Raw genomic sequence first — 25,963 nt, forward strand, 5'->3', positions numbered from 1 at the left:
TCGCTTCGCTCCACGTGCGTGATTGGTTGCGCTCCTCCTGCCTACGGCAGTTTGGGCTCGACCCAGCCGTTCTCGACGAGGTAGGCCAGCACCGAGTCGATGGCCTCGGGGATGGTGATCGTCGTGGTGTCGATCGTGAGCTCGGCGTCCGTCGGGACCTCGTACGGGTCGTCGATGCCGGTCAGGCCGCGCAGCTGGCCGGCCCGGGCGCGGGCGTAGAGGCCCTTGCGGTCGCGCTGCTCGCACACCTCGAGCGGGGTGTTGACGTGCACCAGCACGAATCCGGCGCCGGCCTCCATCGCACTCCGGCGGGACGCGGCGCGGGCCGACTCGTACGGCGCGATCGGGCAGGCGATGGCCATCCCGTGGTGCCGGCCCACCTCGGCCGCCACCCAGCCGATCCGGCGTACGTTGCGGTCCCGGTCGGCCTTGCTGAAGCCCAGCCCCGCCGAGAGCTCGCGGCGCACCACATCGCCGTCCAGCAGCGTGATCGTGCGCTCGCCGTCCTCGCGCAGCCGGTCGGCGAGACCCCGCGCCACGGTCGACTTGCCGGAACCGGAGAAGCCGGTGAAGAACACCACCAGACCGCGGAAGCGCCGGGCCGGGCGCATCCGGGCCATCTCCTTGGCCACCGCGGGCGGGGTGTGCCACTCGGGCAGCGGGAAGCCGCGGTCCAGGGTGTCGTTGATCTCCGCGATGGTCATCGCCAGCCGGCGGTTGCGCGGCGGGATGTCGTCGCGCCAGCGCCACTGGCCGTCGCGGTTGTCGTACGCCAGCTCCCGCGGCACCAGCACCCGCAGGCCGCCGCCGGACAGCATCTCGCCGGTGGACAGCACGTGCGTGACGCCGTACGACTGGGCCACCCGCGCGCGCAGCAGGGCGTCGCGCATCTCGTCGCCCCGCGCGACCAGCGGGACCGCCACGATCGTGGCCGGGGGCATCCGGTCGCGGGCCGCGAAGATCGCCCGCACCAGCGACTCCGGCGGCAGGCCCTCCGGACCCGGGCCGGTCACCGGGATGAAGATCAGCAGGTGCGCGGCCAGCGTGCGCGCGGCGTGCGCGATCTGCGCCAGCTGCGGGCGGTGCAGCGGCCGGTCGGCGATCACCCCGAGCACGCGACCCGGAGGCAGCAGCGCCTTCACCTCTTCCGGGGTACGCCGCAGCCGCTGGAACGGGCCGTGCCCGCCGTCGCCCATCCGGCGGACCGCCCCGCCGACCGCGGCGAGACCGTCCTTGGTGGGCCAGGTGTCGGTCACCTCGATCGCGGCGACCGGCGCACCCTCCGGGTCGGTGATCACCACGGCCCGGCGTATCGGATCGTCCGGGTCGAGCCTCGCGGCCATCTCGGCCGGAATCTCGAGCGTCACCGCGACCGGCCACCGCGTTCCGTCGGCGAGCCGGCCGGTCCGCCGCAGCGCGGTCAGATCGGCCCGGCCGAGAAAGCCGGTGAGCGGCGCATAGGCCCCGGAGAGCAACAGCTCGAGATCCGCCAGCTCATGGGGCCGTGGCGTGTACGACGGGGCGTCGCGCACCACATCCTCGGGCAGCATCGAACCGTTCACCGTCACATCCCCCTGGAGCCGACTGGAGGACAGTTTCGCAGCATGGGCTGATCCGGTCGAGCCGGGCTCGATCGTCACCTTCCCGGGGCACATGTTAGACAAAACGGACAACAGGTCGAATACTGGGCGATCGTGAGACGCCCCCGCCGCTTGCGGCTCCTTCATCTGGCCGCTGTGACCACGGCATTCGCGCTGTCCGTGGTCACCACCCTCGCCTGGGCATGGACCGGCGGCGTCGACGAACTCGGGATCCCGCTGCCGTACAGCCACCCCGGCGCCTCCGGCCCCGGATCCGCCGCCGACGGCAGCCCGACCGTGCACGTGGATCCGAGCAACGGCTGGATCGACCCCACCGCGCCCGAGCCGGGCGTGCCCGCCGTACCCGATCAAGGTCTCCCGGGCCGGCCCACCACCGCCGCGCCCTCCACCGCCGGGCCGGACAGAAGGCCGCACCCGGCACCGCCGGTGCGCAACCCCTCCTGCCGCACCGGCGAGAAGCTGGTGCCCACCTGCGGCATCCTCTGGGGCGTGGCCCCCGGCGCGTTCACCGAGCAGCGCGGAGCCGTGGCGCTCGCCGCCTTCGAACGCAAGACCGAGCGGCACCAGGACATCTACCACGCCTACCACCGCGGCGAGAAGCAGCTCTTCCCGACGAAGGAGGAGATCGGGATCGCCCGCGAGAGGGGCCGCGAACGGCTGCTCTTCCTCAACTGGAAACCGGTCGGGGCGTCCTGGGAGGAGATCGCCGAGGGCGACAAGAAGACCGACGCCTACCTCGACCGGCTCGCCAAGCACATCAGGAAGAACTACCGCGAACAGTTCTTCTTCACGGTGCACCACGAGGCCGAGGACAACGTCCGGGAGAAGTCCGGCTCCGGCTACACCGCCGACGACTACGCCAAGATGTACCGGCACGTCGTCAAGCGGCTACGCGCCAGGGGCGTCGACAACCTGGTCACCGTGCTGGTCCACATGGCGTACGTGCCGCACACCACGAAGAGCTGGTTCGACCGGATGTACCCCGGCGACGACGTGGTCGACTGGATCGGCTTCGACACGTACGCGTACAGCGACCCCGGCTATGGCCACGGCGACCTCACCGAACTGCTCAACCGCCGGATGGGCAGCCGGCCCACCTGGCCCGGCTTCTACAACTGGGCGGTCAACCGGCACGCCGACAAGCCCCTGATGGTCGCCGAGTGGGGCGTCTGGAGCTCGAAGAAGAACCCCGGCCACAAGGCCGGCTTCTACCGGGACATGGCCCGGCAGATCCCCCGCTTCAAGAACATCCGAGCCATGGTCCACTTCGACACCCCGCACAACCAGAAGGGCATGGACTCCCGCGTCGACGCCACGAGAGAGTCCCTCGCGGCGTACCGCAGGCTCGGCCACCTCCCGATCTTCCAGGTCGAGGTCGACAACGCCCTGTCCTGACCGAATGCCCGGAGCCGGGTGGCGTCGGCCGCCGCTGGTGCGCGGTGCTGGGTATGCCAGGCGGGCGGGTGCATGCTCGCTGTCGCTGCGGCCGGGCGCGGGCGTGGCCGGGCGCGGGCGTGGCCGCTCGTGGGCGTGGCCGGGCGTGGGCGTGGCCGGGCGTGGGCGTGGCCGGGCGCGGTCGGTGGTAGGAGCAGGCGCGAGTGGTAGGACCAGCACGCGGTGGTGGGTCAGCGCGGGGTCCAGGCCGAAATACCGCGCTGAGCTACCACGGTCCGCGGGAGTGGTAGCCGGGAGCGGTCTGGCGGTGCCGGGTGGCGCCCGGTCCTACCACCGGCCGCGACGGAGGCCGGCCGGGGCGATCGTGGCGGGCCGTCCGGGCCCGGGATGCCGCCTGTGCGGCTACCACTCGGCTGTGCGGCTACCACTCGGCTGTGCGGCTACCACTCGGCTGTGCGGCTACCACTCGGCTGTGCGGCTACCACTCGGCTGTGCGGCTACCACTCGGCTGTGCGGCTACCACCGTTGGCGGCGGCTACCACCGTGAGTGGGCACCCCGGTCGCCTGGCGACCCGTCCCGGCGCCACGCCCGGCGAGAGGGGCCGCAGCGACGGCGAGCCGGCACCCGGCCCTACCCCACGGCCGGCGAAACCTGAGAGAGACCTGAGAGACCTGAGAGTCTTCTCGGGGTTCCACCTGATCCCTTGCGTGACCGGGGTTTCTAGGCTGGTCGCCGTGAGCCTCATCGCAACGGAAGCGTTGACCAAGACATATGGGGGGCGGGTGACCGCGCTCTCCGACCTCACCGTCGACGTCGAGCCCGGCGTCATCGGTCTGGTCGGGGCGAACGGCGCCGGCAAATCCACCTTCATCAAGATCATGCTGGGACTGCTGGCGCCGACGAGTGGCCAGGTCCGGGTGTTCGGCATCGACCCGACGGTCGAGCCGGACAAGGTGCGCCTCAGGGTCGGGTACATGCCCGAACATGACTGCCTGCCGCCGGATGTGTCCGCCGCCGAGTTCGTCACCCACCTGGGCCGGATCAGCGGCCTGCCCCGCGCCGCCGCACGGGAACGCGCCTCCGAGGCGCTCCGGCACGTCGGCCTCTACGAGGAGCGGTACCGCCAGATCGGCGGCTACTCCACCGGCATGAAACAGCGGGTCAAGCTGGCCCAGGCGCTGGTGCACGACCCCGACCTGCTGCTGCTCGACGAACCCACCAACGGCCTCGACCCGGCCGGGCGGGACGCCATGCTCGCGCTGATCCACCGGATCGGCACCGAGTTCGGCATCTCCGTGGTGGTCTGCTCGCACCTGCTCGGCGAGGTCGAGCGGATCTGCGACTCGCTCATCGCGATCGAAGGCGGCCGGCTGCTGCGGGCCGCCCGGATCTCGGCGATGACCGAGGCGTCCGACGTGCTCGCCGTCGAGGTGGCCGAGGGCGTCGACGAACTCGCCACCGCGCTCGGCAAGCTGGACATGAAGGTCAGCCGGGACGGCCGGCTCCTGCTGGTCGAGCTGACCGCGGACGACGCGTACGACCGGATCCTGCAGGCCGTGGCCGACCTGGATCTGCCGCTGCACCGCCTCGACCTGCGACGGCATCGCGTCGCCGAGCTCTTCACCCCGAGGGAGATGGCCGATGTCTGAGGCCAGCGTCATCCACGACATCGGGTACCAGCGGTACGACGGCCCCCGGCTGGGCCGCCGCGCGGTGCTCGGCGCGATCTACGCGCACGGCCTGCGCGCCGCCTTCGGGTTCGGCCGCAGCGCCAAGTCGAAGATCTTCCCCTGGCTGGTCTTCGGCATCACGATCCTGGTCGGGGTCATCCTCGCCGCGGTCCGCGCGTACGCCGGGGTCATCCCGCTCAACTACGTCCAGTACGCGGACGCGATGAGCTGGCTGGTCATCCTGTTCGTCGCCGTGGTGGCGCCCGAGCTCGTGTCGCGGGACATGAGATCAGGGGTGCTGCCGCTCTACTTCAGCCGGCCGCTGCGGGCCGCCGACTACCTCGGCGCCAAGTGGGTCGCGCTGGTCACGGCGGTGTGGCTGCTGCTCGGTGTGCCGCAGTTCGTGATGTTCCTCGGCGCCGCGTTCACCACCAAGACCGGCATGTCCGGGGTGTGGGACGAACTCGGCGATCTCCTACCGGCCTGGGGGTACACCCTGATCTGGGCCGTCGTCTTCGCCTCGATCAGCCTGCTGATCGCGTCGCTGACCGGCAAGCGGGCGTTCGCGGCCGGCGGCATCGTGGCGGTCTTCCTGGTCACCACCCCGATCTTCGGCGTGCTGATGAGCCTGCCGTCGCGCACCGCCCAGGAACTGGCCGGCCTGGCCAGCCCGATGATGCTGATCAGCGGCGTCGGCACCTGGCTCTTCAAAGCCGGCAACACCGGGTTGCCGGTCGGCCGGTTCGGCCCGGTCTACGCCATCGAGGTGGTCACCCTGGTCGCCGCCTGCCTCCTGCTGCTGCTGGCCCGATACCGGAAGGTGGCCTCCCTGTGAGCACGGTCGATCTGCAGAACGTGTCCCGCTGGTACGGGAACGTGGTCGCGGTCAACGACGTCAGCATGACCCTCGGCCCCGGCGTCACCGGCCTGCTCGGCCCGAACGGCGCCGGCAAGACCACGGTGCTGCACATGATGGCCGGCTTCCTGTCGCCGTCGAAGGGCCGGGTGCTGCTCGACGGCGAGCCGACCTGGCGCAACCCGGCCGTGTACGCCAAGCTCGGGCTGGTCAGCGAGCGGGAGGCGGTGCACACCTTCCTCACCGCGTACGAGTTCGTGCGGGCCAGCGCCAAAATGCACAAGCTGCCCGACCCGGACGCCGCCGCCAAGCGCGCGCTCGAACTGGTCGAGATGACCGACGCGCAGGACCGCCGGATCGGCACCTACTCCAAGGGCATGCGGCAGCGCACCCGGGTCGCCGCCGCACTGGTCCACGACCCGCAGATGCTGCTGCTGGACGAGCCGTTCAACGGCATGGACCCGCGCCAGCGGATGCACATGATGGATCTGCTGAACAAACTCGGCGAACGCGGCCACACGATCCTTTTCAGCTCGCACATCCTGGAAGAGGTCGAGCAGGTCTCCGGCGCCGTCCAGGTGATCGTGGCCGGGCGGCTGGCCGCCTCCGGCGACTTCCGCGAGATCCGCCGCCTGATGACCAACCGGCCGCACGTCTTCGCGCTGCAGTCGTCCGACGACCGGCGGCTGGCCGTCGCCCTGATCAGCGAGAAGTCGGTCAGCGGCGTGGAAATCGACAACGCCGGTCTCACCGTCCGCGCGTCGGACTACGGCAGCTTCACCCGGGCCCTGCCCCGGATCGCCCTGGGTGAGGGGATCCGGCTGCGCAAGCTGCTGCCCTCCGACGAGTCGCTGGAGAGCGTCTTCTCCTACCTGCTGGAGGCATGATGTCCACGGTCGCCTACATCACCGCGCGCGGCCTTTTCGGCCGGCGCCGGGCTCTGCTCCTGCTGCCACTGCCACTTCTGCTGGTCGGTCTGGCCGCTCTCTGTGTCGCGTACGACGTCAACCCGCGGAACTGGGGTCCGACGGTCCTGGTCGGGCTGGGCCTGGCAGTGGTCCTGCCCGTGATCGCGCTGATCGTCGGGACCGGTGTCCTCGGGTCTGAGGTGGACGACGGCACCATCGTTCACATCCTCACCAAACCGCTGCCGCGCCGCGACATCATCCTGGCGAAGCTGGGCGTGGCGGTCGGGGTCTCGGCGGTCACGGCGGCTGTGCCGCTGTTCATCGCGGGGTGGCTGGCCGACTCGCCCAAGTTGGGGCTGGCCCTGGCGGCTGGGGCGGCGGTGGGGGCGGTGGCTTACTCGGCGTTCTTTCTGCTCCTGAGTCTGCTTACCCGCCGGCCGGTGCTACTCGGGCTGGTTTACATCCTGGTCTGGGAAGGGCTGCTGGGGCGTTTTGTCAGCGGTACCCGGGTTTTGTCGATCGAGCAGTATGTGATCGCCATTGCTGACCGGATCGCGCCTACTGATCTGCTCGTCGGGCAGGTTGGTCTGCCGGTGACGATCGTCATGGCTGCGATTGTGACTGTTGGCTGCACTCTCTTTGCTGTTGATCGGCTGCGTTCGTTCAGCATGGCTGGGGAGACCAGTTGATGGTGGCTGGGCTGGGTGCGTACGGCTGAGTTGCTGGTCGTCGCTTCGCTCCTCCGGGCATTTCGCCCCGAGGAGCTGGCGACTTGGCCGCGAAAAAGTACCTCGGCTTCGCCTGGCACTTTTTCGCGGCCAAGTCGCCAGCGGGCGAAATGCGGGTGGTTGCGCTTCACCCAGCGGTGGACCCGCTCTGGAGCAGCGCTGGGCCAGGTCTGGACTAGCGCTGGGCCAGGTCTGGACTAGCGCTGGGCCAGGTCTGGACTAGCGCTGGGCTAGCTCTGGACTAGCGCTGGGCCAGGTCTGGACTAGCGCTGGGCCAGGTCTGGAGCAGGTCTGGGCTAGCTGTGGGGGTTGGTTATGACCACTACTGGGCGGGTTGAGCGCTTTACCAGGTCCAACGGGACGCTGCCTAGGAGGCGCTCGGCTACTGCTGGTTTGGTGGTTGCGCCTACGACTATCAGGTCGGCGCTTTGGCGGTCTGCCACGTCCAGGATGCCGTCTACCGGGCGGCCGGAGACGACCGTGTGGCTGACCGTGATGCCGGCCTCGCCGATACGGCGGGCCATGGTCGCTGCCGCGTGTTCCGCGGCCTGGGTGAAGACGCTGCGGGGGACCGCGGCCAGGCGTTCCAGTTCGACGGCGTCTACCGAGACCACGGTGACCTCGGCGGCGGTCTGCTTCGCGAGGCTGATCACCGACTCGGCGACCCATGGTTGATCGGCGTCCGGTTTCGCAGCCACGATGATGCGCATGTCACAGATTTCTACCGGTTCGACTGCGATCCGTCGATAGCAAGGCTCGACATACCGGCAGGTTTGTACCACCCTCCGTATATGGCGGACGCTGCGGCAGACCAGGAAACCACCACAGGCGAGCCCACGCTCAAGCGCGTCATGGGCCCTGGCCTGCTACTTCTCTTCGTGGTCGGCGACATCCTCGGCACGGGCGTCTATGCGCTCACCGGCCGGGTGGCGAAAGAGGTCGGCGGCGCGGTCTGGTTGCCGTTCCTGATCGCCTTCGTGGTCGCGCTGCTCACCGCGTTCAGCTATCTGGAGCTGGTGACGAAGTACCCGCGGGCCGCCGGGGCGGCGCTGTACACGCACAAGGCGTTCGGCATCCACTTTCTCACGTTCCTGGTCACCTTCGCGGTGATGTGCTCGGGGCTGACCTCGGCGTCGTCGGCGTCGAAGGCGTTCGCCGCGAACTTCGCCGACGCGTTCGACCTGACGCTGGGCGAGGGCACCGGGCTGATCGCGGTGGCGCTGGCCTTCATGACGCTCATCGCGCTGATCAACTTCCGTGGCGTCGGCGAGAGCGTGAAGCTCAACGTACTCCTGACCTGTGTTGAACTGACCGGTCTGTTGATCATCATCTGCATCGGCGCGTGGGCGCTGGGCGGCGGCAACGGGGACCTGTCCCGGCTCACCGACTTCCACACGGCGGACGGGGAGTCGGCCTTCTTCTCGGTGACCGCGGCGACCGCGCTGGCGTTCTTCGCGATGGTCGGCTTCGAGGACTCGGTCAACATGGCCGAGGAGACCAAGGATCCGGTACGCATCTTCCCCAAGGTGATGCTGACCGGCCTGTGCATCACCGGCGTGATCTACGTGCTGGTCTCCATCTCCTCGGTGGCCCTGGTCTCGCCGGAGGACCTGGGCGAGGGCGATGCGCCGCTGCTCAAGGTGGTCCAGGCCGGCGCGTCCGGCTTCCCGCTGTGGATCTTCGCGTTCATCACCATGTTCGCCGTGGCCAACTCCGCGCTGATCAACATGCTGATGGCGTCCCGGCTGCTCTACGGCATGTCCAACGAGGGCGTGCTCCCCAAGATCCTCGGCAAGGTCCACCCCTCCCGGCGTACGCCCTGGATCGGGATCGTCTTCACCACGGTGATCGCGTTCGGCCTGATCTGGTTCGCCGACCTGACCGCCCTGGGTGGCACCACCTCGCTGCTGCTGCTCTGCGTCTTCACCGTGGTGAACATCGCGGTGCTGGTGCTGCGCCGGAACCCGGTCGAGCACAAACACTTCAGGGCGCCCACCGCGATCCCGGTGATCGGAGCGATCGCCTGTGCGTACCTCGCCAGCCCGCTCTCCGGCCGGGCGGCGGCCGACTACCGGGTGGCGGGCATCCTGCTCGTGATCGGCGTGATCCTGTGGCTGATCACCTGGGCGTCCCGCCGGCAATTCAGTCGCGCACAGTGATCCGGGGGTTCCATCCGGTGATCGATTGTGGACGAGTACGGTGCTGATGTGAATTCGGTCCGGTCGATGCGGCTTGTCCTCCTGGCCCTGCTGGGCTCCGCGTTCGCGGTGACGACCCTGGTTCTGCTACCCCTGCCGGCCGCCGCCGGCGTGCTCACCGTGGGCTCGGCCGGATTCGGGGTGGCGATGCTGCGGTCGGCGGCACGCGGCCTGCCGACCGGCGCCCGGCTCCGGGCGATCGGTCTCGGCGCCGGCGCTCTGCTGACCGGCCTGGCCGGGGTGGCCAGCGGGATCAGCGTGGTGGCCGCGCCCGACCTGAAGGTGGACGGCGTTCCGCTGCCCGCCGAGATCTCGCTGGTCTGCGTCTTCCTGGCCGCGGCGCTCTACCTGCCCGTCCTGCTTCGCCCGCAGCAACGCCGCGAGCCGCTGGCCCGGCTGCGGGTCGGCCTGGACACCGTCGGGGTGGCCGCCTGCCTGATGTTCCCGCCGTGGCTGGTGCTGTTCAGCGCGGGGGAGCGGCGCGGCGCCTCGGTCACGGCGGTCCTGTTCGGCGGCGCGGCGATCGCGGTCGCCGTGGTGTCCGGGGTGCACGCGATCCGGCACCGGGCCGCCCTGCAGTGGTGCGGCCCCGGCGCCGCGCTGTCGCTGCTCGGGTTGACCGCGCTGACCATCGCGATGGACCATCCGCTGGAGTCGAACGCGGCCATCGCCACCGTCGCCGCGTCCGCCGCGCTGAACGCGTCCGCCGCCGTGCTCTGGTGGGGTTCGGTCCGCGTCAACCCGGACGCCGGCCCGCTCCCGCCGGTCGGCAGCGAACCGGCCGCCGGCTTCCCGCTCTTCGCGCTGCCGGTGCTCGGCTGCGGGCTGGTCGTGGCCTACCACCTGATGACCGGCGGCGACCTGGACGCGAGCTCGATCATCCTGGCGACCACCGCGCTGATCGCGGTGGCCGCCCGCGAGTTCGTGTCGGCGATCGTGCTGCGCCGCCAGGCCGACCACCTCGCCGACCAGGGCAACCGGCTGCGCAGCCTGATGTTCGGCTCGTCCGACGTGGCAATGGTGCTGGACACCGCGCACGCCGTCCGCTGGCAGTCGCCGGCCGCGGCCCGCCACTTCGGGCTGTCCGATCAGGACGTTCTCGGCCGGCCGGTCACCGCCCTGGTCGACCCGGACCAGGCCGAGGCCGTCCACGAGTACCTGTCCGAGCGGATGAGCGACGCGCAGGAACACACCGCCGGGCGGCCGCTGCCGGTGCGGTTCCGGGACGGCTTCGGCAGCTGGCGGGAGACCGAGTGGACGGCCGGCGGCGCCGACCCGGCCGAACCCGGCCGCACGCTGGTGGTCCACGTCCGGGACGTCACCGAGCAGCTCGAACTGGAACAGGCGCTGCGGCAGTCGGCGCATCTGGACCCGCAGACCGGCCTGGCCAACCGGCAGGGCCTGATCCGGGCCGGCGACCCGATGCCGGGCGCGGGCGCGCTGATCGTGCTGGAGCTGGGCGGGCTGACCGCGGTCGCCGACGTGCACGGCACCGACGTGGTCGAGCTGGTGGTGGCCGAGGTGGCCCGCCGGCTGCGGACCCGGGTGGAGGGCGCGGACGTACCCGCGCGGATCGGCGAGGCACGGTTCGCGGTGCTCACCCACGGCGGCGCGGTGCACGCCCACGTGCTGGCCAGCCAGCTGGTGACGGTGCTGACCACGCCGTACTCGGCGGCCGGCACCGACGCGCACCTCTCGGTCTGGGGCGGCATGGCCGACCTGACGCCCGACGCCGGCGTCGAGGAGGTCATCCGGCGGGCGGCGCTGGCCCTGCGCGCGATCCGCACCGGCCCGCCCGGTGCCGTCGAGTGGTACGACGAGGAGATGGAGGAGCGGCTGCTCCGCCGGTCCACGTTGGAGCAGGACCTGCCCGGCGCGATCGGCCGCAACGAGCTGGAGTTGCACTACCAGCCGGTCGTCGAGCTACCCGGCCGGCGGCCGGTGGGTGTGGAGGCGGTGCTCTGCTGGCGGCATCCCACGCACGGCCGGGTTCCGGCCGTCGAGCTGCTCGCCCTGGCCGAGGACCTCGGATTCCTCGGCGACGTGCGGCATTGGATGCTGCACCGGGCGTGCCGTCAGCTGTCCGGCTGGCGCCACCAGCACGAGGACCTCTGGCTGTCGGTCAACGTCCGCCCGCGCGAGCTGCCGGACCCGGTCTTCCAGGCCGCCCTGGAGACCGCGATGGCCACCAACCTGGTCCCCGAGGCGGCCCTGGTGATCGAGGTCGCCGAACACGACCTGCAGGACGACCCGGACCACGACCTGGCCGGGCACCTGGGCAGGCTGCGCGCGCAGGGCATGCGGACCGCGGTCGGCAACTTCGGCGCCGGTCCGACCTCGCTGAGCCGGCTGCGTATCCTCCCGGTCGACCTGCTGCGCATCGACCGCGAGGTGTTCGGCCAGCCGGCCGGCGCGCCCCGCCGGCTCGGCGCGATCATGGACGTGACGGTGACGCTGGGCCGCCGCCTCGGCATGGAGATCGTCGCGCAGGGCCTGATGACCGACGACGACCTGGAGACCGTCGAGGCCGCCGGGTGCCGCTTCGCCCAGGGCGATCTGCTCGGCCGCCCGCTGCCGGCGGAACACTTCGAGGCGCTGCTGGAACAGCACCGCGACCGCTCCCACCGGAGCTGAAAAGGAGCTCCGGGGCGAGCCAGGGTTGATCCCTGATGCCGCTCGGGTGCCCGGTGCCACAGCATGGAGTCATGAGCGAGAACGCGCGAACGATCGACATGACCGCCATCCGCGAGACAGTGGCCCGCGGCGTCGACGCCGTCCACGGCACGATGGCCCGCAACGGGCTGTCCCGTCCGAACGACGACCGTCTCGTCGGCGGGGTGTTCTCCGGCATCGGCCGCCGCTTCGGCCTCGACCCGTGGACCTCGCGCGCCGCGATCGCCGCGACGCTGCTGGTCATCCCGGGCACCCAGATCCTCGCCGTGTACCCGGTGCTGTGGGCGATGATGCCCACCGACGAGAAGGAGACGGCGCCCGCTCCCGAGGCCGCTCCGGCCGCAGCCTGACAGCGCGGGGGTGGCTGCCTCGGCAGCCACCCCCCGCGTCGCAGTCTCAGCCGGTGTTGCGCATGCCGGCGGCGATGCCGTTGACCGTGGTCAGCAGTGCCCGCTCCAAGGCCGTCGCCTCGGAGGGGGCGCGCCGGCCGCCGGGGGCGGTGGCCAGCTGACGGTGGCTGTCGCCGACCTCGCGGTACTGCCGTAGCAGCGCCACCTGGAGGTGGTGCAGGGGCTCCAGGTAGGTGTCCCGGACGCCCAGGGTGCGGTGCAGCTCGGGCTGGCCGGAGAGCGGGCCGTCGCCGCCGGTGATGGCCAGGACCTCGCGGACGGTCAGGTCGTACTCCTCCTGGATCCGCTGGAAGATCGGGTGCAGGGCCTCGGGCACCAGGGTCTCCACGTACCGGCGGGCGATGCTCAGGTCGGTCTTGGCCAGCATCATCTCGACGTTGCTGATGAAGGTCTGGAAGAACTGCCAGTTCTCCTTCATCTCCGTGACGGTGTCGGTCAGACCGGCCTCGCGGACCGCCTTCAGCCCGGTGCCGACGCCGAACCAGCCGGGCACGATCTGCCGGGTCTGGGTCCAGCCGAAGACCCACGGGATGGCGCGCAGGCCGCCGAGCCCGGCGTCGGTGTTCGGCCGCTTCGCCGGCCGCGAGCCGATGTTCAGCGCGCCGAGCAGCTCGGTGGGTGTCGCCGCCCAGAAGTACGCGGGCAGGTCCGGGTCCTCGACCAGACGACGGTACGCGGCGAACGCCGCGCCGGAAGCGGTGTCCATGGCGGAGTCCCAGTGGGCGAGTCGCTCCAGGTCGACCGCGGGCGTGGTGTGCAGCAGCGTCGCCTGGAGGACCGCGGCGACCGTGAGCTCCAGGTTTTCCCTGGCCAGCGCCGGGATCGTGTACTTGTCGGAGATGACCTCGCCCTGCTCGGTCACCTTGATGGCGCCGTCCAGGGTGCCGTACGGCTGGGCCAGGATCGCCTCGTGGGTGGGCCCGCCGCCGCGCCCGACCGTGCCGCCGCGGCCGTGGAAGAGCCGCAGCCGCACACCGTGCCGGGCGGCCACGTCACGCAGCGCCCGCTGCGCCTTGTGGATCGACCACTGGCTGGTGGTGATGCCGGCCTCCTTGTTCGAGTCCGAGTAGCCGAGCATCACCTCCTGCAGGTCGCCGCGCGCCTTGACGATCTCCCGGTAGGCCGGCATGGACAGCATCTCGTCCAGCAGGTCGCCGCCCGCGTCCAGTTCGGCGGGCGTCTCCAGCAGCGGCACGATGCCGACCCGGGCCCGGCCGGAGTGCACGTCGATCAGGCCGGCCTCACGGGCCAGCACGGTTGCCGCCAGCACGTCGTCGACACCCAAGGTCATCGAGATGATGTACGACTCGACGACGTCGGCGCCGAACCGGTCCTGCGAGTCGCGGATCGTGTGGAACACGTCGAACGTCTTGCGCGCCGAGTCGGTGAGCGGGGTGTCCGCCGACGACAGCGGCCGCCGCCCGGTCAGCTCGGTGGCAAGCAGCTTGGTGCGCTCGGCGCGGTCCAGGGTGGTGTAGTCGTCCACCTCGCCGACCTGCGCGTACATCTGGGCCAGCACCTCGTGGTGTTTCTCGGCGTGCTCGCGCACGTCGAGCGTGGCGAGCTGAAGCCCGAACGCGGACACCGTGCGGATGGCCGAGGCGACCACCCCGACGGCGGTGAGCTGGCCGGAGTTGCGAGCCAGCGAGGCGCGCATCAACTCGAGGTCGCTGATCAACTCGTCGGTGCCGAGGTAGTCGCGGCCGGGCACGTGCCGGGTGCCGTTGCGCAGCCGGGCGCGGGTGTTGGCCAGCTTCGCCTTGACCGCGCGGACCTTCAGCCGGTACGGCTCCTCGGCGTTGGTGCGCCGGAAGCGGTCCGCGACCTCGGGCAGCAGGTCCAGGTCCTTGGCCAGGCTGGCGGACAGGTCGAGGGAGACGCCCCGCAGGCGGCGGGACACCGAGAGCTCGTCGATCAGCGCGTCCATCGCCCGCTCGGTGGCCTGGATGCCGTGCTCGTGCTGGATCATCAGCACGTCCCGGGTGACCGCCGGGGTGACGAACGGGTTGCCGTCGCGGTCGCCGCCGATCCACGTGCCGAAGGTCAGCGGCCGGGCCGACGGCGCTGTCTCCACGCCCAGCTGGCGAAGGGTCTCGGCGAGGTCGTCGAGCACCTGCGGCGCCGCGTCGGCGTACAGGTCCTTGAGGTAGTAGACGGCGTTGCGGGCCTCGTCGGTCGGGTCCGGACGGTCCAGCCGCAGCTCGTCGGTCTGCCAGAGCAGGTCGATCAGCTCGGCGAAGCGCCGGGTCGAGGCGGTGGTGTCGGTGGCGCCGTAGAGCACCGCGGCGGCCGCCTCGGCGTCCAGCGTGTCGGCGAGCCCGCGCAGCTTGGACAGGATCGAGCGGCGGGCCGCCTCGGTCGGGTGCGCGGTGAAGACCGGGCGGACGGCGAGCCGGCGGGCCGCGGAGGCGATCTCGTCGGCCGGGACGCCGCGCTCGGCGATCCGCTTGGCGGCCTGGTCCAGCCAGCCGCCGTCGCGGGCCCGGCGCCGCCGCAGGTCGCGGGCGCGGTGCACCTGCTCGGTGATGTTCGCCAGGTGGAAGTAGGTGGAGAAGGCCCGGGCCAGCTTGGTGCCGGTGGTCACGTCCATCGCGGCCAGCCGCTCGGCGGCCGCGGGCGCGTCCTGCCGGACCAGGGCGCGGATCTCCTCGACGAGGTCGAGAAGGGGCGGGCCCTCCTGCCGGGCCAGGGTCTGTCCGAGCAGCTTTCCGATGCGGCGGATATCCGCGCGCAATGCCGCGTCGGGGCCTTCGGGGTCGATCTGACCCTGCTGGTCGGTCACCTCAGCGCTCCTTCAAAGACAGGCGTACGGCGGACAGCGCTGTCCCGACTCCCGCGATCGTATCGGCACCGGTCCCGGGCTGGGTGCTTTGAGGCAAGTCTCATATGACCTCACCGCCACCTCACATCCCATCGGATTTCCTTCTCGCTCCACCAACAAATCGAAGGGGACACATGTCCACTCGAAAGAACCGCACGCGGGTGCTGACCGCCGGGGCGGTCGTCACCGCCGTGGCACTGGCCGGTGCCGGGTACGGCTACGCCAGCGCGGCCGAGGAACCGCCCGCCCTGGCGTTCCAGGCCGCCACCCACGACGTGACCGTCGAGCGTTACGTCGGGGAGGACTACTCGTACATGAACTTCGATCTCGGCGTGAACCTGATCGCCGGGAAGCAGCCCTTCGAGATCCAGGCGAAGCGGAAGAACTACGCCGAACCGATCGTGGCCCAGCAGATGGTCACGGACGCCAAGGGCAAGAAGTCGGCCGTGACCATTCCGGCGGGCCTGTTCACCACGTTCGACGGGTTCGAGGACTTCACCGCGATCACGATCAAGAACGAGGCCGGCGAGACGGTCAAGGACTACCAGACCGACTGGTGCCCGAACACGTACGAGTCGCTGCGTACCCGGCCGGACGCGCCGTCGTCGACGCCGTACCCGCAGTCCTGCTCGGGTGGCAACCCCTTCCTGCTCGGCTCGGTGTGGGGCGTGCAGGCCGGTTACAACGCGCAGATCGAGAGCACCCCGCGGGTCGACTACAGCCAGGGCGAGCCGAACGAGGACTTCGATCTGCCCGGCGGCAAGTACCAGGTGACGGTCAAGCTGAACGAGAAGTACCGGTCGTGGCTCCAGGTTCCCGCCGACAAGGCGACGGTCGCCCTGAACGTGACCGTCGTCGACTACGACGAGCGCGGTGAGGGCACGCCGGAGGGCCTGGCCAAGGCCAAGGCCGCGACGAGGGCCGCCGCCGTCGGTGACGAGCTGGCGCCCGGCAAGCTCGCGACCCGCGGCGAGCACGGCGAGCACGCCGGTCAGGGCGACGCGTCGGTGCAGGTCTCCGCGTACGACCCGGAGTTCCGCCCGCCCGCCAAGGTGCCGGCCACGCTGGCCGCCACGCCGAAGGCCGGCCCGAAGCCGGACCTGCGGTCGCTGCCCGCCTGGGGCATCGAGCTCTCCCAGGAGGACGGCAAGACCTACGTGAACTTCGGCGCTACCGTGTGGAACGCCGGCACGTCGCCGCTGGTGGTCGACGGCTTCCGCCGCACCGGCACCGACCTGATGGACGCGTACCAGTACTTCTACGACTCCAACGGCAAGGAGGTCGGCTCGGTCGAGGCCGGGACGATGGAGTGGGACGCGCGCGAGGGTCACCTGCACTGGCACTTCACCGACTTCGCGCAGTACAACCTGCTGAGCGCCGACCAGAGCCTCGCGGTCCGGTCCGGCAAGGAGGCGTTCTGCCTGGCCAACACGGACGCGGTGGACTACACCATCCCGAACGCCAAGTGGCGCCCGAGCAACACCGACCTGTCCACCTCCTGTGGCCAGAACACCGCGGTGGCGGTACGCGAGGTGCTCGACGTCGGCAGCGGTGACACGTACAGCCAGGCCCGCCCGGGTCAGTCGTTCGAGATCACCGACCTGCCGAACGGCACGTACTTCATCCAGACGCTGGCCAACCCGGAGAACAAGCTGGCGGAGCTGAAGACGACCAACAACTCGTCGCTCCGCAAGATCATCCTCGGTGGCACGCCGGAGAAGCGCACCCTGAAGGTTCCCGCCGTGCACGGCATCGAGGGCTGACCGAACAGGACAGTGATCAACGAAACGTATTGATATGGTCACCCTCCGATTAATCGGGGGGTGTCCATGTCATTTGTCACGAAACTCTTCGCCGTCACTCTGCTGACCATCACCGGAGGCGCCCAGGCCCCGGCCGATGATCCACCCGCTCTGGCCTTCTCCATCGCCACCCATGACGTCACCGCCAAACGCTACGACTGGGGTGACGGGTTCGCCGACCTCCAGATGGACTTCGGGATCAACCTGATCGCCGGGCGGCAGCCGTTCGAGATCCGCGCCCATCGCGACACCTACGCCGAGCCGATCGAGGCGTACCAGGTGACCGGCGCGACCCGGACGCCGTTGCCGGACGGCCTCTTCACCTCGTTCAACGGCTTCAAGGACTTCGTCGACATCACCATCGCCGAGCCGTCGGGCGCCGTGGTCAAGCAGTACACCAGCAAGTGGTGCCCGAACTCGCCGTTGACGGTGCGCATCCGGCCGGACGCGCCGCCGACCAGCCCGTACCCGCTCAACTGCGGCTGGGCGGAGAACCCGTTCGCCCTCGGCGCGGTCTGGGGCGTGCAGGCCGGCCACAACTCGCCGATCGAGAGCTTCCCCTTCGTCCAGGCCGACGGGACGTTCTTCGACCTGCCGCTCGGCTCGTACCGGGTGACGGTCCGGCTGGCCGAGAAGTACCGCACCTGGCTGGGCGTGCCGGCCGCGGACGCCACGGTGAACCTGAACCTGACCGTGGTACCCGGCGACGTCGGCCTGCGCCGCAAGCCGGCGGCCAAGGCGGGGTCCGAGGCGGGGTCCAAGGCTGGCGGGCACGACCACGAGGGTGACGCCACCAAGCAGCTGTCGGCTTACCACCCGTTCCTGCGGCCGCCCGCGAAGATCCCGGCACCGCTGGCCGAAGTGCCCGCCGGCCCGCGCCCCGACCTGCGCTCCCTGCCGGCCTGGGACATCCTGCTGGACGACTACGACGGCCGGACCAGCGTCACGTTCGCCGCCACGGTCTGGAACGCCGGCACGTCACCGCTGCTGGTGGACGGCTTCCGTCGTACCGGAACCGACCTGATGGACGCGTACCAGTACTTCTACGACGCAGCCGGCAACGAGGTCGGCGTCCGTCCCGCCGGGACGATGGAGTGGGATCCGCGCGAGGGCCACCTGCACTGGCACTTCACCGACTTCGCCCAGTACAACCTGCTCAGCGCCGACAAGACCCTGGCCGTCCGGTCCGGCAAGGAGGCGTTCTGCCTGGCCAACACCGACCCGGTCGACTACCTGCTGCCGAACGCGGCGTGGAAGCCGCCGAACAACGACCTGTCCATGTCGTGCGGCCAGAACACCGCGGTGGCCGTACGCGAGCGCCTGGACATCGGCAGCGGCGACACCTACCTGCAATACCTGCCCGGCCAGTCCTTCGACGTGACCGACGTGCCCAACGGCACGTACTGGATCGAGGTCAAGGCCAACCCGGAGGGCAAGCTGGCCGAGCTCCGCACGGCCAACAACTCGTCCTTCCGCAAAATCATCCTGGGCGGCACCCCGGGCGGCGAGCGCACCCTGCGCGTGCCGTCGGTGCACGGTCTGGACTAGCGCGTTGCGGGCCCGGTGGCACTCTCCGGGCCCGCGACGACCGTCAGGCGGAAACGGGAACCGCGGGGCGCACCGACGGCTTGCTTCCGCCGGTGCGGGGGCGGGTGACCGGCTTGGACTCCGGCGTGGCCAGCAACAACCGCGATGGCGTCGTGGACGGGCGTTGCCTGGTCACGAATGCTCGGCGGGCAGCCGCGAAACCCGACCGGTCGGCCCACATGTCGCGGCTCATCTCGGCGAGCTCGCGCGCCTCGTACACGTCCAGTGGCACCCGCTCGCCCGCCAGGCGGCGGGCCTTCGCAGCGCGGCGGGCCTTGGCGGCCCGGGGGTCGGCCAGGTCTTCGGCCAGGGCGGCCAGCCAATTCGTGTACGCCTCGGGATGGCGCGGGCCCACCTCGTCGACCAGGCCCAGTGATGCCGCCCGCACCGCGTCGACCGGCAGTTTCTCGTCGATCAGCCGCTGGGCCGTCTCGGCTCCCACCCGCCGGGGCAGGGTGTAGGTGTGCAGCTCCGAGCCGTACAGGCCGATGTCGTAGTAGGGGTTGAGCACGATCCCGGAGCGGGCCGCGACCACGTCGGCACCGAGGCCGAGCATCACGCCGCCGGCGCCCGCGTTGCCCGCATAGCCGGCCACCACCACCTGCCGGGTGCACGTGATGATCTCGCGGCACACCTCGTTGATCGCGCGGATCGCGGACCACGCGGCGGCGGCCGGATCGGCGGCGGCCTCGATCACGTTCAGGTGGATGCCGTTGCTGAAGGCGTCCGTGCCGCCGCGGAGCACCAGCACCTCGGTGTTCTGCGCGGACGCGTGGCGCAGCGCGGCCAGTAACCGGCGGCTGTGCCAGTCCGCCATCGCGCCGTTGTAGAAGTCGAACGACAGCCAGCCCACCGGGCCGTCGCGGCGGTACCGGATCTGCCGGTACGTGCCCGGCGCCTCCGGTTCCACGCCGGGCGGCAGGGGAGCGTCGGGGACGTGCCGCAGACGCTTGCCGAGCAGCCGGGCCGCGGGGAGCTTGATGCCGTCCGGGGCGCGCAGGTGGCCCAGCCAGACGCTGCCGTCGCCGGTGCCGACCAGCACCGCGCCCTGCCGGCGCCGCAGCAGCGCGCCGGGTGTGCCGCCCCGGGCCGGGCCCCGGTGGACGTCGAAGGCGAACACATCGAGGCCCGCCAACGAGGTACGCACACCCGGTGTGCCGTCGGCCGCCCGGATGCGTCGCACAATGTGGTCCGTCGAGTCCTCCCAGGCGAAGGCGCGGTCCGCCGGGCGCATCGATGGGCGCGGCCTGGTGCCGGGCACCTCCGTCGGCATGTCGTCGGTGGGCACCGGCCGGAAGCCCGGGTCGGCGGCCTTCTCGAGGACCTCGGCGACCAGGTCCAGGGCGGCGTCGGCGATCGGGCCGTTGTAGAGCGACGACTTGCGTGGCGCGGCCATGGGGAGGGGGAAGGTGCGGGTGGCCCAGATCGGACCGGCGTCCATCTCCTCGACCGCCTGCAGCGCGGTCACGCCCCAGCGGCGTGCGCCCTCGGAGATCGCCCAGTCCAGCGAGGACGGACCGCGATCGCCGACCGGGCCCGGATGGATGATCACGGTGCGCCAGGCGCGCCACACCTCGGCCGGGACGCGTTCCTTGAGGAACGGGCAGAGGACGAGGTCGGGACTTGCCGCGCGTACCCCCTTGATCATGTCTTGCGGACCGGTGGCGAGCAGGACACCGACGTCGTGACCGGCCTCCCGCAACGCGCACCAGACACGTTGACTGAGGCCGTTGAATGCGGAAACAAGCAGCAGAACCCGCACGTCTGCCCCTCCCCGGGAAGTTGGCAACAGTGATCGGGAAGTCTTGTTGGCGCACAGTCGCCCATGTCGGACATGGTGTCCGATAGCGGCTGCTCACGTTCTCTGTCAGACCGGCGGACTAAGCTGGAAGCCGTAACCCCCCGTCCCAGCTGGGCGTGGGGCTGTTCCACGTGTCTGCTCGCTAGGAGTGCCTTCCGTGCAACTGTCCGGTCTCATCCCGGCCGCCCTGCGCGACCGTGGGCTCGCCCGCGCCCGTGACCTCGCCCGCAAAGGCGGCGTCGACTCCGACGCCCTCGACCTGACCGCACCCGCCTCGCTGCGCCCGTTCGTGGTCGCCGCCGTCGCCGCGCCCGCCGACAGCGGCGGCGCGTCCCGGCCGGTGCTCGCCGTCACCGCCACCAGCCGCGAGGCCGACGACCTCGCCGACGCGCTGGGCTGCCTGATCGACCCGGCCGCGGTGGCCGTCTACCCGTCGTGGGAGACGCTGCCGCACGAGCGGTTGTCGCCGCGCTCGGACACGGTCGGCCGCCGGCTGGCCGTGCTGCGCCGGCTCGCGCACCCCGAGGGCGAACCGCTGCGGATCATCGTCGCGCCGGTGCGCAGCCTGCTCCAGCCGCAGCTCAAGGGGCTCGGCGACCTCGAGCCGGTGGAGTTGACCACCGGCTGCGAGGCCGAGCTCGAGCAGGTGGCGCGGCGGCTCTCCGACATGGCGTACGCGCGGGTCGACCTGGTCACCAAGCGGGGCGAGTTCGCCGTCCGGGGCGGCATCCTGGACGTCTTCCCGCCGACCGACGAGCACCCGTCCCGGGTCGAGTTCTGGGGCGACGAGATCGAGGAGATCCGCACGTTCGCGGTGGCCGACCAGCGGACCATCGACCCGGTGCAGCGGCTGTGGGCGCCGCCCTGCCGCGAGCTGCTGCTCACGCCGGCCGTCCGGACCCGGGCCTTCGAGCTGGCCGCCGAGCACCCGGAGATCGCCGAGATCCTGGACAAGCTGTCCGACGGCATCCCGGTCGAGGGCATGGAGTCGCTGGCGCCGGCCCTGCTGCAGGGCACCGACAGCATGGAGTTGCTGATCGACTGCATGCCGGCCGGGACGCACGTGCTGCTCTGCGACCCGGAGCGGATCCGCACCCGGGCGCATGACCTCACTCGTACCTCCGACGAGTTCCTCGAGGCGTCCTGGGCGGCCGCTGCCGTCGGCGGGCAGGCGCCGATCGACGTGGGCGCGGCGGCTTTCCGGACGCTGGCCGATGTGCGGGCGCACGCGGCGACGCTGCACCAGCCGTGGTGGACGTTGTCGCCGTTCGGGCTGGACTCCCCGACGGAGGAGAAATCGGACGAAACTCCTTGGCTCGAGGCCCCCACCTCCGATGTTTCGCCGGACTTGGGCGACTTTCTGTCGCTGTCTGCCCAACCTGTGCCGCTCTACCACGGTGACACCTCGCGGCTGGCGTCCGACCTGTCCGCCTGGGTCTCCTCGGGCTGGGCGATCGCGCTGGTCTTCGAGGGCCACGGCACCGCGCAACGGGCCACCGAGCTGCTGCGCGACGCCGGCCTCGGCGTCACCCCCGTGGACAGCATCCCCACGGCGATCGAGCCCGGCCAGCTGATGATCACCTGCGGCGGGCTCAACCACGGCTTCGTCGACGAGGCCGCGCAGCTCGCGGTGATCACCGGCAACGACATCTCCGGCGGCCGCGGCGCGTCGACCAAAGACATGCGCAAGATGCCGTCGCGGCGGCGCAACACGATCGACCCGCTGGAGCTCAAGGCCGGCGACCACGTCGTGCACGAGCAGCACGGCATCGGCCGCTACATCGAGCTGGTCCAGCGCGTCGTCAACGGCGCCGAGCGGGAATACCTGGTCATCGAGTACGCGCCGTCCAAGCGCGGCCAGCCCGGCGACCGGCTGTTCGTGCCCACCGACCAGCTCGACCAGCTGTCCCGCTACGTCGGCGGCGAGTCGCCGACGCTGCACAAGATGGGCGGCTCCGACTGGCAGAAGAGCAAGGCCCGGGCGAAGAAGGCGGTGCGGGAGATCGCCGCGCAGCTGATCCAGCTGTACGCCGCCCGGCAGGCGTCGCAGGGCTACGCGTTCGGACCGGACACGCCGTGGCAGCGCGAGCTCGAGGACGCGTTCCCGTACACCGAGACCCCGGACCAGCTCTCCGCCATCATCGAGGTCAAGGGCGACATGGAGAAGGCCGTCCCGATGGACAGGCTGATCTGCGGCGACGTCGGTTACGGCAAGACCGAGATCGCGGTACGCGCGGCGTTCAAGGCGGTGCAGGACGGCAAGCAGGTGGCCATCCTGGTGCCCACCACGCTGCTCGCCCAGCAGCACTTCAACACCTTCACCGAGCGCATGAACCAGTTCCCGATCACCATCAAGCAGCTCTCCCGGTTCCAGACGCCCACCGAGGCCAAGCTCACCCTGGAGCAGACCGCGGCCGGCACCGCGGACATCGTGATCGGCACCCACCGGCTGCTGTCCAACTCGACCCGCTTCAAGAACCTCGGCCTGATCATCGTGGACGAGGAACAGCGCTTCGGCGTCGAGCACAAGGAGCAGCTCAAGTCGCTGCGGGCGTCGGTGGACGTGCTGTCCATGTCGGCCACCCCGATCCCGCGGACCCTGGAGATGGCGATCACCGGCATCCGCGAGATGTCCACCATCGCCACCCCGCCCGAGGAACGGCACCCGGTCCTCACCTTCGTCGGCGGGTACGACGACAAGCAGGTCGCCGCGTCCATCCACCGCGAGCTGCTGCGCGACGGCCAAGTGTTCTTCCTGCACAACCGGGTCGAGACGATCGACAAGGCGGCTCGCAAGCTGCGCGAGCTGGTGCCCGAGGCGCGGGTCGCGGTGGCGCACGGGCAGATGGGTGAGGACGCCCTGGAGAAGGTGATGGTCGGCTTCTGGGAGAAGGAGTTCGACGTGCTGGTCTCCACCACCATCGTGGAGTCCGGCATCGACATCCCGAACGCCAACACGCTCATCGTCGAGCGCGCCGACCTGCTCGGCCTGTCCCAGCTGCACCAGATCCGCGGCCGGGTCGGCCGGGGCCGCGAGCGGGCGTACGCGTACTTCCTCTACCCGCGGGAGAAGCCGCTCACCGAACAGGCACACGAGCGGCTGGCCACCATCGCCCAGCACACCGAGCTCGGCGCCGGCATGTACGTGGCCATGAAGGACCTGGAGATCCGCGGCGCCGGCAACCTGCTCGGCGGCGAGCAGTCCGGGCACATCGAGGGCGTCGGCTTCGACCTCTACGTCCGGATGGTCGGCGAGGCGGTGGCCCAGTTCAAGGGCGAGCGGCAGGAGGAGGAGACCGAGGTCAAGATCGATCTGCCGGTCGACGCGCACCTGCCGACCGAGTACATCAACGTGGAGCGTCTGCGCCTGGAGATGTACCGGAAGCTGGCCGAGGCACGGGACGGTGCCCGCCTCGACGAGGTGGTCGCCGAGATGACCGACCGGTACGGCGAACCGCCCTCGTCGGTGGCCAACCTGATCGCGGTGGCACGGTTCCGGCAACTGGCCCGGGCCTACGGGCTCGCCGATGTCTCCGTACAGGGAAAGCACCTGAGGTTTTCGCCGTTGCCGTTGCCCGACTCCAAGCAGATGCGGTTGAAGCGGTACCACCCCGACGCCGTCTACAAGACGACCAACGACCAGGTCAGCGTGCCGCGGCCGCAGACCCGGCGGGTGGGTGGCGAGCCGCTGCGCGACCAGCCGCTGCTGCAGTGGTGCGCCCAGTTGCTCAAGGACCTGCTCGGCGAGGCCCCCGCGCCGGTGACTTCCGGGGGTCGGCCGCGTGCCTCGTGACGGACGTGAGAGAGTCATCGGCATGCAGCGTGCCCGCCGTCTCGCATCCGCCGTCGTCGCCGCCGCCCTGACCGTCGGCGGGCTGTCCGCCTGCCGTTCGGCCCCGAGCGTCGCGGCCTACATCGGCGACGAGAAGATCTCGGTGGCCGAGGTGCAGCGGATCTACGACGACGCGCAGCGCAAGCAGGCCGCGCGGCCCGCCGCCGAGGGCGCATCCGCCGCACCGGCCGCGCCGCCCACGGTCACGATGCCCGACGTGGTCAGCGCGATCATCAGCCAGCGCGTGGTCGCCCAGGTCGCGCAGGCGCGCAACGTCAAGCTGCCCGCCGAGGTGCCGCTGCAGGAGATCGGCGCCAGCCTGAGCCTGGCCGCCGACGCGGAGTACGTGCGCCTGTACGGCGAGAGCCGGCTGCTGCTCAACGAGCTCCTCCAGGCCGCGCAGCCCGGCACCCCGCCGGACGCCGACGTCCAGCACGTGTTCGACGTCTTCGAGTCCACCGGCCAGATGAAGCCGGGTCTGACCTACCAGGAGTTCAAGTCCAGCGTGTCGCCCGAGGCGTTGCAGACACTGGGCAAGGCGCTGAACGTCAAGAAGGACGTGCAGGCCGAGGCCGACAAGCTCGACCTGCGGATCAACCCGCGGTTCGGCGACGCCGAGATCCCGGTCTACGTCGAGAACGGCCCCGACAACAAGCCGCTCAACCTGGTCTCGGTCTCCCTGGCCGACTCCGACGCGGCGTCGGTGATCGAAAAGTCCTGATGCCCCGCCGCATCGTCCTGCTGGTCACGTCGCCGCGCCTGCCCACCGGGCTGCTCACCGCGGCGGCGTGGGACCTGGTCCGCGCCCACCCCGTGCACGCGGCCGAGGAGTCGGCGCAGGCCACGGCGCTGCGTGCGGCAGGCGCGCCGGTCACGGTCATCGGGCCCGACCCCGAGGCTCTGGTACGCGCACTCGCCACCAGTGACACCGTCGTCTGGCTGGCCGGCCCCACCGGCGACCAGGACTTCGCCCGGCAACTCGGCCTGCGCCTGGCCCGCGAGCCCCAGCTGGCCGAGATGGAGCTGATGTACGGCTCCTGGGATCCGCCCGGCGCCCGCCTGCTCGACGCGGTGGCCGTCATGGACCGTCTCGTGTCCCCCGGCGGCGACCCGTGGAAACAGCAGCAGACCCACCAGAGCCTCGCGCAGTACCTGCTCGAGGAGTCCTACGAGGCGTACGACGCGATCGCCGAAAACGACCTGGACGCTCTCCGCGAAGAACTCGGCGACGTCCTGCTGCAGGTGGTCCTGCACGCCCGCCTGGCCGAGGACCTGCCCGAGGACGAGGCCTGGAACGTCGACGACGTGGCCGGCACGCTGGTCGACAAGATGATCCGCCGCAACCCGCACGTCTTCGCCGGCGAGCAGGTCGACTCGGTGCAGACCATCATCGACAACTGGGAGCGCATCAAGAAGCAGGAGAAATCCCGCGACTCGGCCCTCGACGGGGTGGCGTTGTCCCAGCCCGCGCTGGCCCTGGCAGCGAAGATCCTGCAGCGCACGTCCCGCGCCGGACTGGACGTGGCACTCCCGACGGACGACTCCCTGGGTGCGACGCTGCTGCGTCTCGTGGCCGAGGTGCGGCTGGCCGGCGGGGATGCCGAGCAGGCGTTGCGCGAGGCCACCCTGGCATACGCGAAGCAGGTCCGAGCCGCCGAGTCCTGATCGCGGCGATGATCG

General features: G+C 70.8%; 17 protein-coding genes. 13 read left to right on the plus strand and 4 right to left on the minus strand.

Features of this window, described 5'->3' with window-relative positions:
- Positions 1–41: 41 nt before the first annotated feature.
- Positions 42–1,550, minus strand: coding sequence for an adenylyl-sulfate kinase (gene cysC, locus QSK31_RS18385; protein ID WP_285685411.1), 1,509 nt, complete (start codon positions 1,548–1,550; stop codon positions 42–44).
- Between the two features lie 186 nt (positions 1,551–1,736).
- Between cysC and QSK31_RS18390 the strand changes: the two genes are divergently transcribed.
- The 5 genes from QSK31_RS18390 to QSK31_RS18410 all read left to right on the plus strand — a co-directional run bounded on the left by QSK31_RS18390 (position 1,737) and on the right by QSK31_RS18410 (position 7,120).
- The gene (locus tag QSK31_RS18390) at positions 1,737–2,996 is read left to right on the plus strand and encodes a glycosyl hydrolase (protein WP_285685341.1); all 1,260 of its coding nucleotides are present in this window, start codon (positions 1,737–1,739) and stop codon (positions 2,994–2,996) included.
- A 735-nt stretch (positions 2,997–3,731) separates the two neighbouring features.
- Positions 3,732–4,646 (plus strand): ABC transporter ATP-binding protein, encoded by a 915-nt coding sequence (locus QSK31_RS18395; protein ID WP_285685342.1) that lies wholly within the window; start codon positions 3,732–3,734, stop codon positions 4,644–4,646.
- Complete coding sequence (locus tag QSK31_RS18400; RefSeq protein WP_285685343.1) at positions 4,639–5,502, plus strand: ABC transporter permease; 864 nt, start codon at positions 4,639–4,641, stop codon at positions 5,500–5,502. The genes QSK31_RS18395 and QSK31_RS18400 overlap by 8 nt, the downstream gene beginning before the upstream one ends.
- Entirely contained in the window at positions 5,499–6,410 is a 912-nt protein-coding gene (locus QSK31_RS18405) for an ABC transporter ATP-binding protein (protein ID WP_285685344.1), read from the plus strand. The genes QSK31_RS18400 and QSK31_RS18405 overlap by 4 nt, the downstream gene beginning before the upstream one ends.
- The gene (locus tag QSK31_RS18410; protein WP_285685345.1) at positions 6,410–7,120 is read left to right on the plus strand and encodes an ABC transporter permease subunit; all 711 of its coding nucleotides are present in this window, start codon (positions 6,410–6,412) and stop codon (positions 7,118–7,120) included. Before QSK31_RS18405 ends, QSK31_RS18410 begins: the two co-directional genes overlap by 1 nt.
- Positions 7,121–7,455: 335 nt before the next feature.
- Here the strand turns inward: QSK31_RS18410 and QSK31_RS18415 are convergent, their stop codons facing one another.
- Positions 7,456–7,869 (minus strand): universal stress protein, encoded by a 414-nt coding sequence (locus QSK31_RS18415; RefSeq protein ID WP_285685346.1) that lies wholly within the window; start codon positions 7,867–7,869, stop codon positions 7,456–7,458.
- An 81-nt stretch (positions 7,870–7,950) separates the two neighbouring features.
- Between QSK31_RS18415 and QSK31_RS18420 the strand changes: the two genes are divergently transcribed.
- The 3 genes from QSK31_RS18420 (at position 7,951) to QSK31_RS18430 (ending at position 12,380) form a co-directional block, all read left to right on the plus strand.
- Positions 7,951–9,318, plus strand: a complete 1,368-nt coding sequence (locus QSK31_RS18420; protein WP_285685347.1) for an APC family permease — start codon at positions 7,951–7,953, stop codon at positions 9,316–9,318.
- Positions 9,319–9,384: 66 nt separating this feature from the next.
- Complete coding sequence (locus QSK31_RS18425) at positions 9,385–11,991, plus strand: GGDEF domain-containing phosphodiesterase (protein WP_285685349.1); 2,607 nt, start codon at positions 9,385–9,387, stop codon at positions 11,989–11,991.
- Between the two features lie 71 nt (positions 11,992–12,062).
- Positions 12,063–12,380: a PspC domain-containing protein gene (locus tag QSK31_RS18430; protein ID WP_285685350.1), complete on the plus strand. Its 318-nt coding sequence runs from the start codon at positions 12,063–12,065 to the stop codon at positions 12,378–12,380.
- A gap of 46 nt (positions 12,381–12,426) precedes the next feature.
- On the opposite strand, the gene ppc is transcribed toward QSK31_RS18430, so the two are convergent.
- Positions 12,427–15,222 (minus strand): phosphoenolpyruvate carboxylase, encoded by a 2,796-nt coding sequence (gene ppc, locus QSK31_RS18435; RefSeq protein ID WP_285685351.1) that lies wholly within the window; start codon positions 15,220–15,222, stop codon positions 12,427–12,429.
- A gap of 173 nt (positions 15,223–15,395) precedes the next feature.
- On the opposite strand from ppc, the gene QSK31_RS18440 reads away from it, so the two are divergent.
- The gene (locus QSK31_RS18440) at positions 15,396–17,024 is read left to right on the plus strand and encodes a lysyl oxidase family protein (protein ID WP_285685352.1); all 1,629 of its coding nucleotides are present in this window, start codon (positions 15,396–15,398) and stop codon (positions 17,022–17,024) included.
- 66 nt (positions 17,025–17,090) lie between these two features.
- Positions 17,091–18,611: a lysyl oxidase family protein gene (locus QSK31_RS18445; protein ID WP_285685353.1), complete on the plus strand. Its 1,521-nt coding sequence runs from the start codon at positions 17,091–17,093 to the stop codon at positions 18,609–18,611.
- A 43-nt stretch (positions 18,612–18,654) separates the two neighbouring features.
- Here QSK31_RS18445 and QSK31_RS18450 read toward each other — a convergent pair whose 3' ends face one another.
- On the minus strand, positions 18,655–20,412 hold the full coding sequence (locus QSK31_RS18450) for an enoyl-CoA hydratase-related protein (protein ID WP_285685354.1): 1,758 nt from the start codon (positions 20,410–20,412) through the stop codon (positions 18,655–18,657).
- A 196-nt stretch (positions 20,413–20,608) separates the two neighbouring features.
- Here QSK31_RS18450 and mfd point away from each other — a divergent pair, with 196 nt between their 5' ends.
- Genes mfd through QSK31_RS18465 form a run of 3 tightly spaced genes read left to right on the plus strand, consistent with a single transcriptional unit; the run spans position 20,609 to position 25,948 of the window.
- Positions 20,609–24,244, plus strand: coding sequence for a transcription-repair coupling factor (mfd, locus tag QSK31_RS18455; RefSeq protein ID WP_285685355.1), 3,636 nt, complete (start codon positions 20,609–20,611; stop codon positions 24,242–24,244).
- Positions 24,245–24,266: 22 nt separating this feature from the next.
- Positions 24,267–25,004, plus strand: a complete 738-nt coding sequence (locus tag QSK31_RS18460) for a hypothetical protein (RefSeq protein WP_285685356.1) — start codon at positions 24,267–24,269, stop codon at positions 25,002–25,004.
- Positions 25,004–25,948: a nucleoside triphosphate pyrophosphohydrolase gene (locus QSK31_RS18465; RefSeq protein WP_285685357.1), complete on the plus strand. Its 945-nt coding sequence runs from the start codon at positions 25,004–25,006 to the stop codon at positions 25,946–25,948. Before QSK31_RS18460 ends, QSK31_RS18465 begins: the two co-directional genes overlap by 1 nt.
- The last annotated feature ends 15 nt before the right edge of the window (positions 25,949–25,963 follow it).

This window comes from Actinoplanes sp. NBRC 103695 (assembly GCF_030269485.1).
Taxonomy (GTDB): Bacteria; Actinomycetota; Actinomycetes; order Mycobacteriales; family Micromonosporaceae; genus Actinoplanes.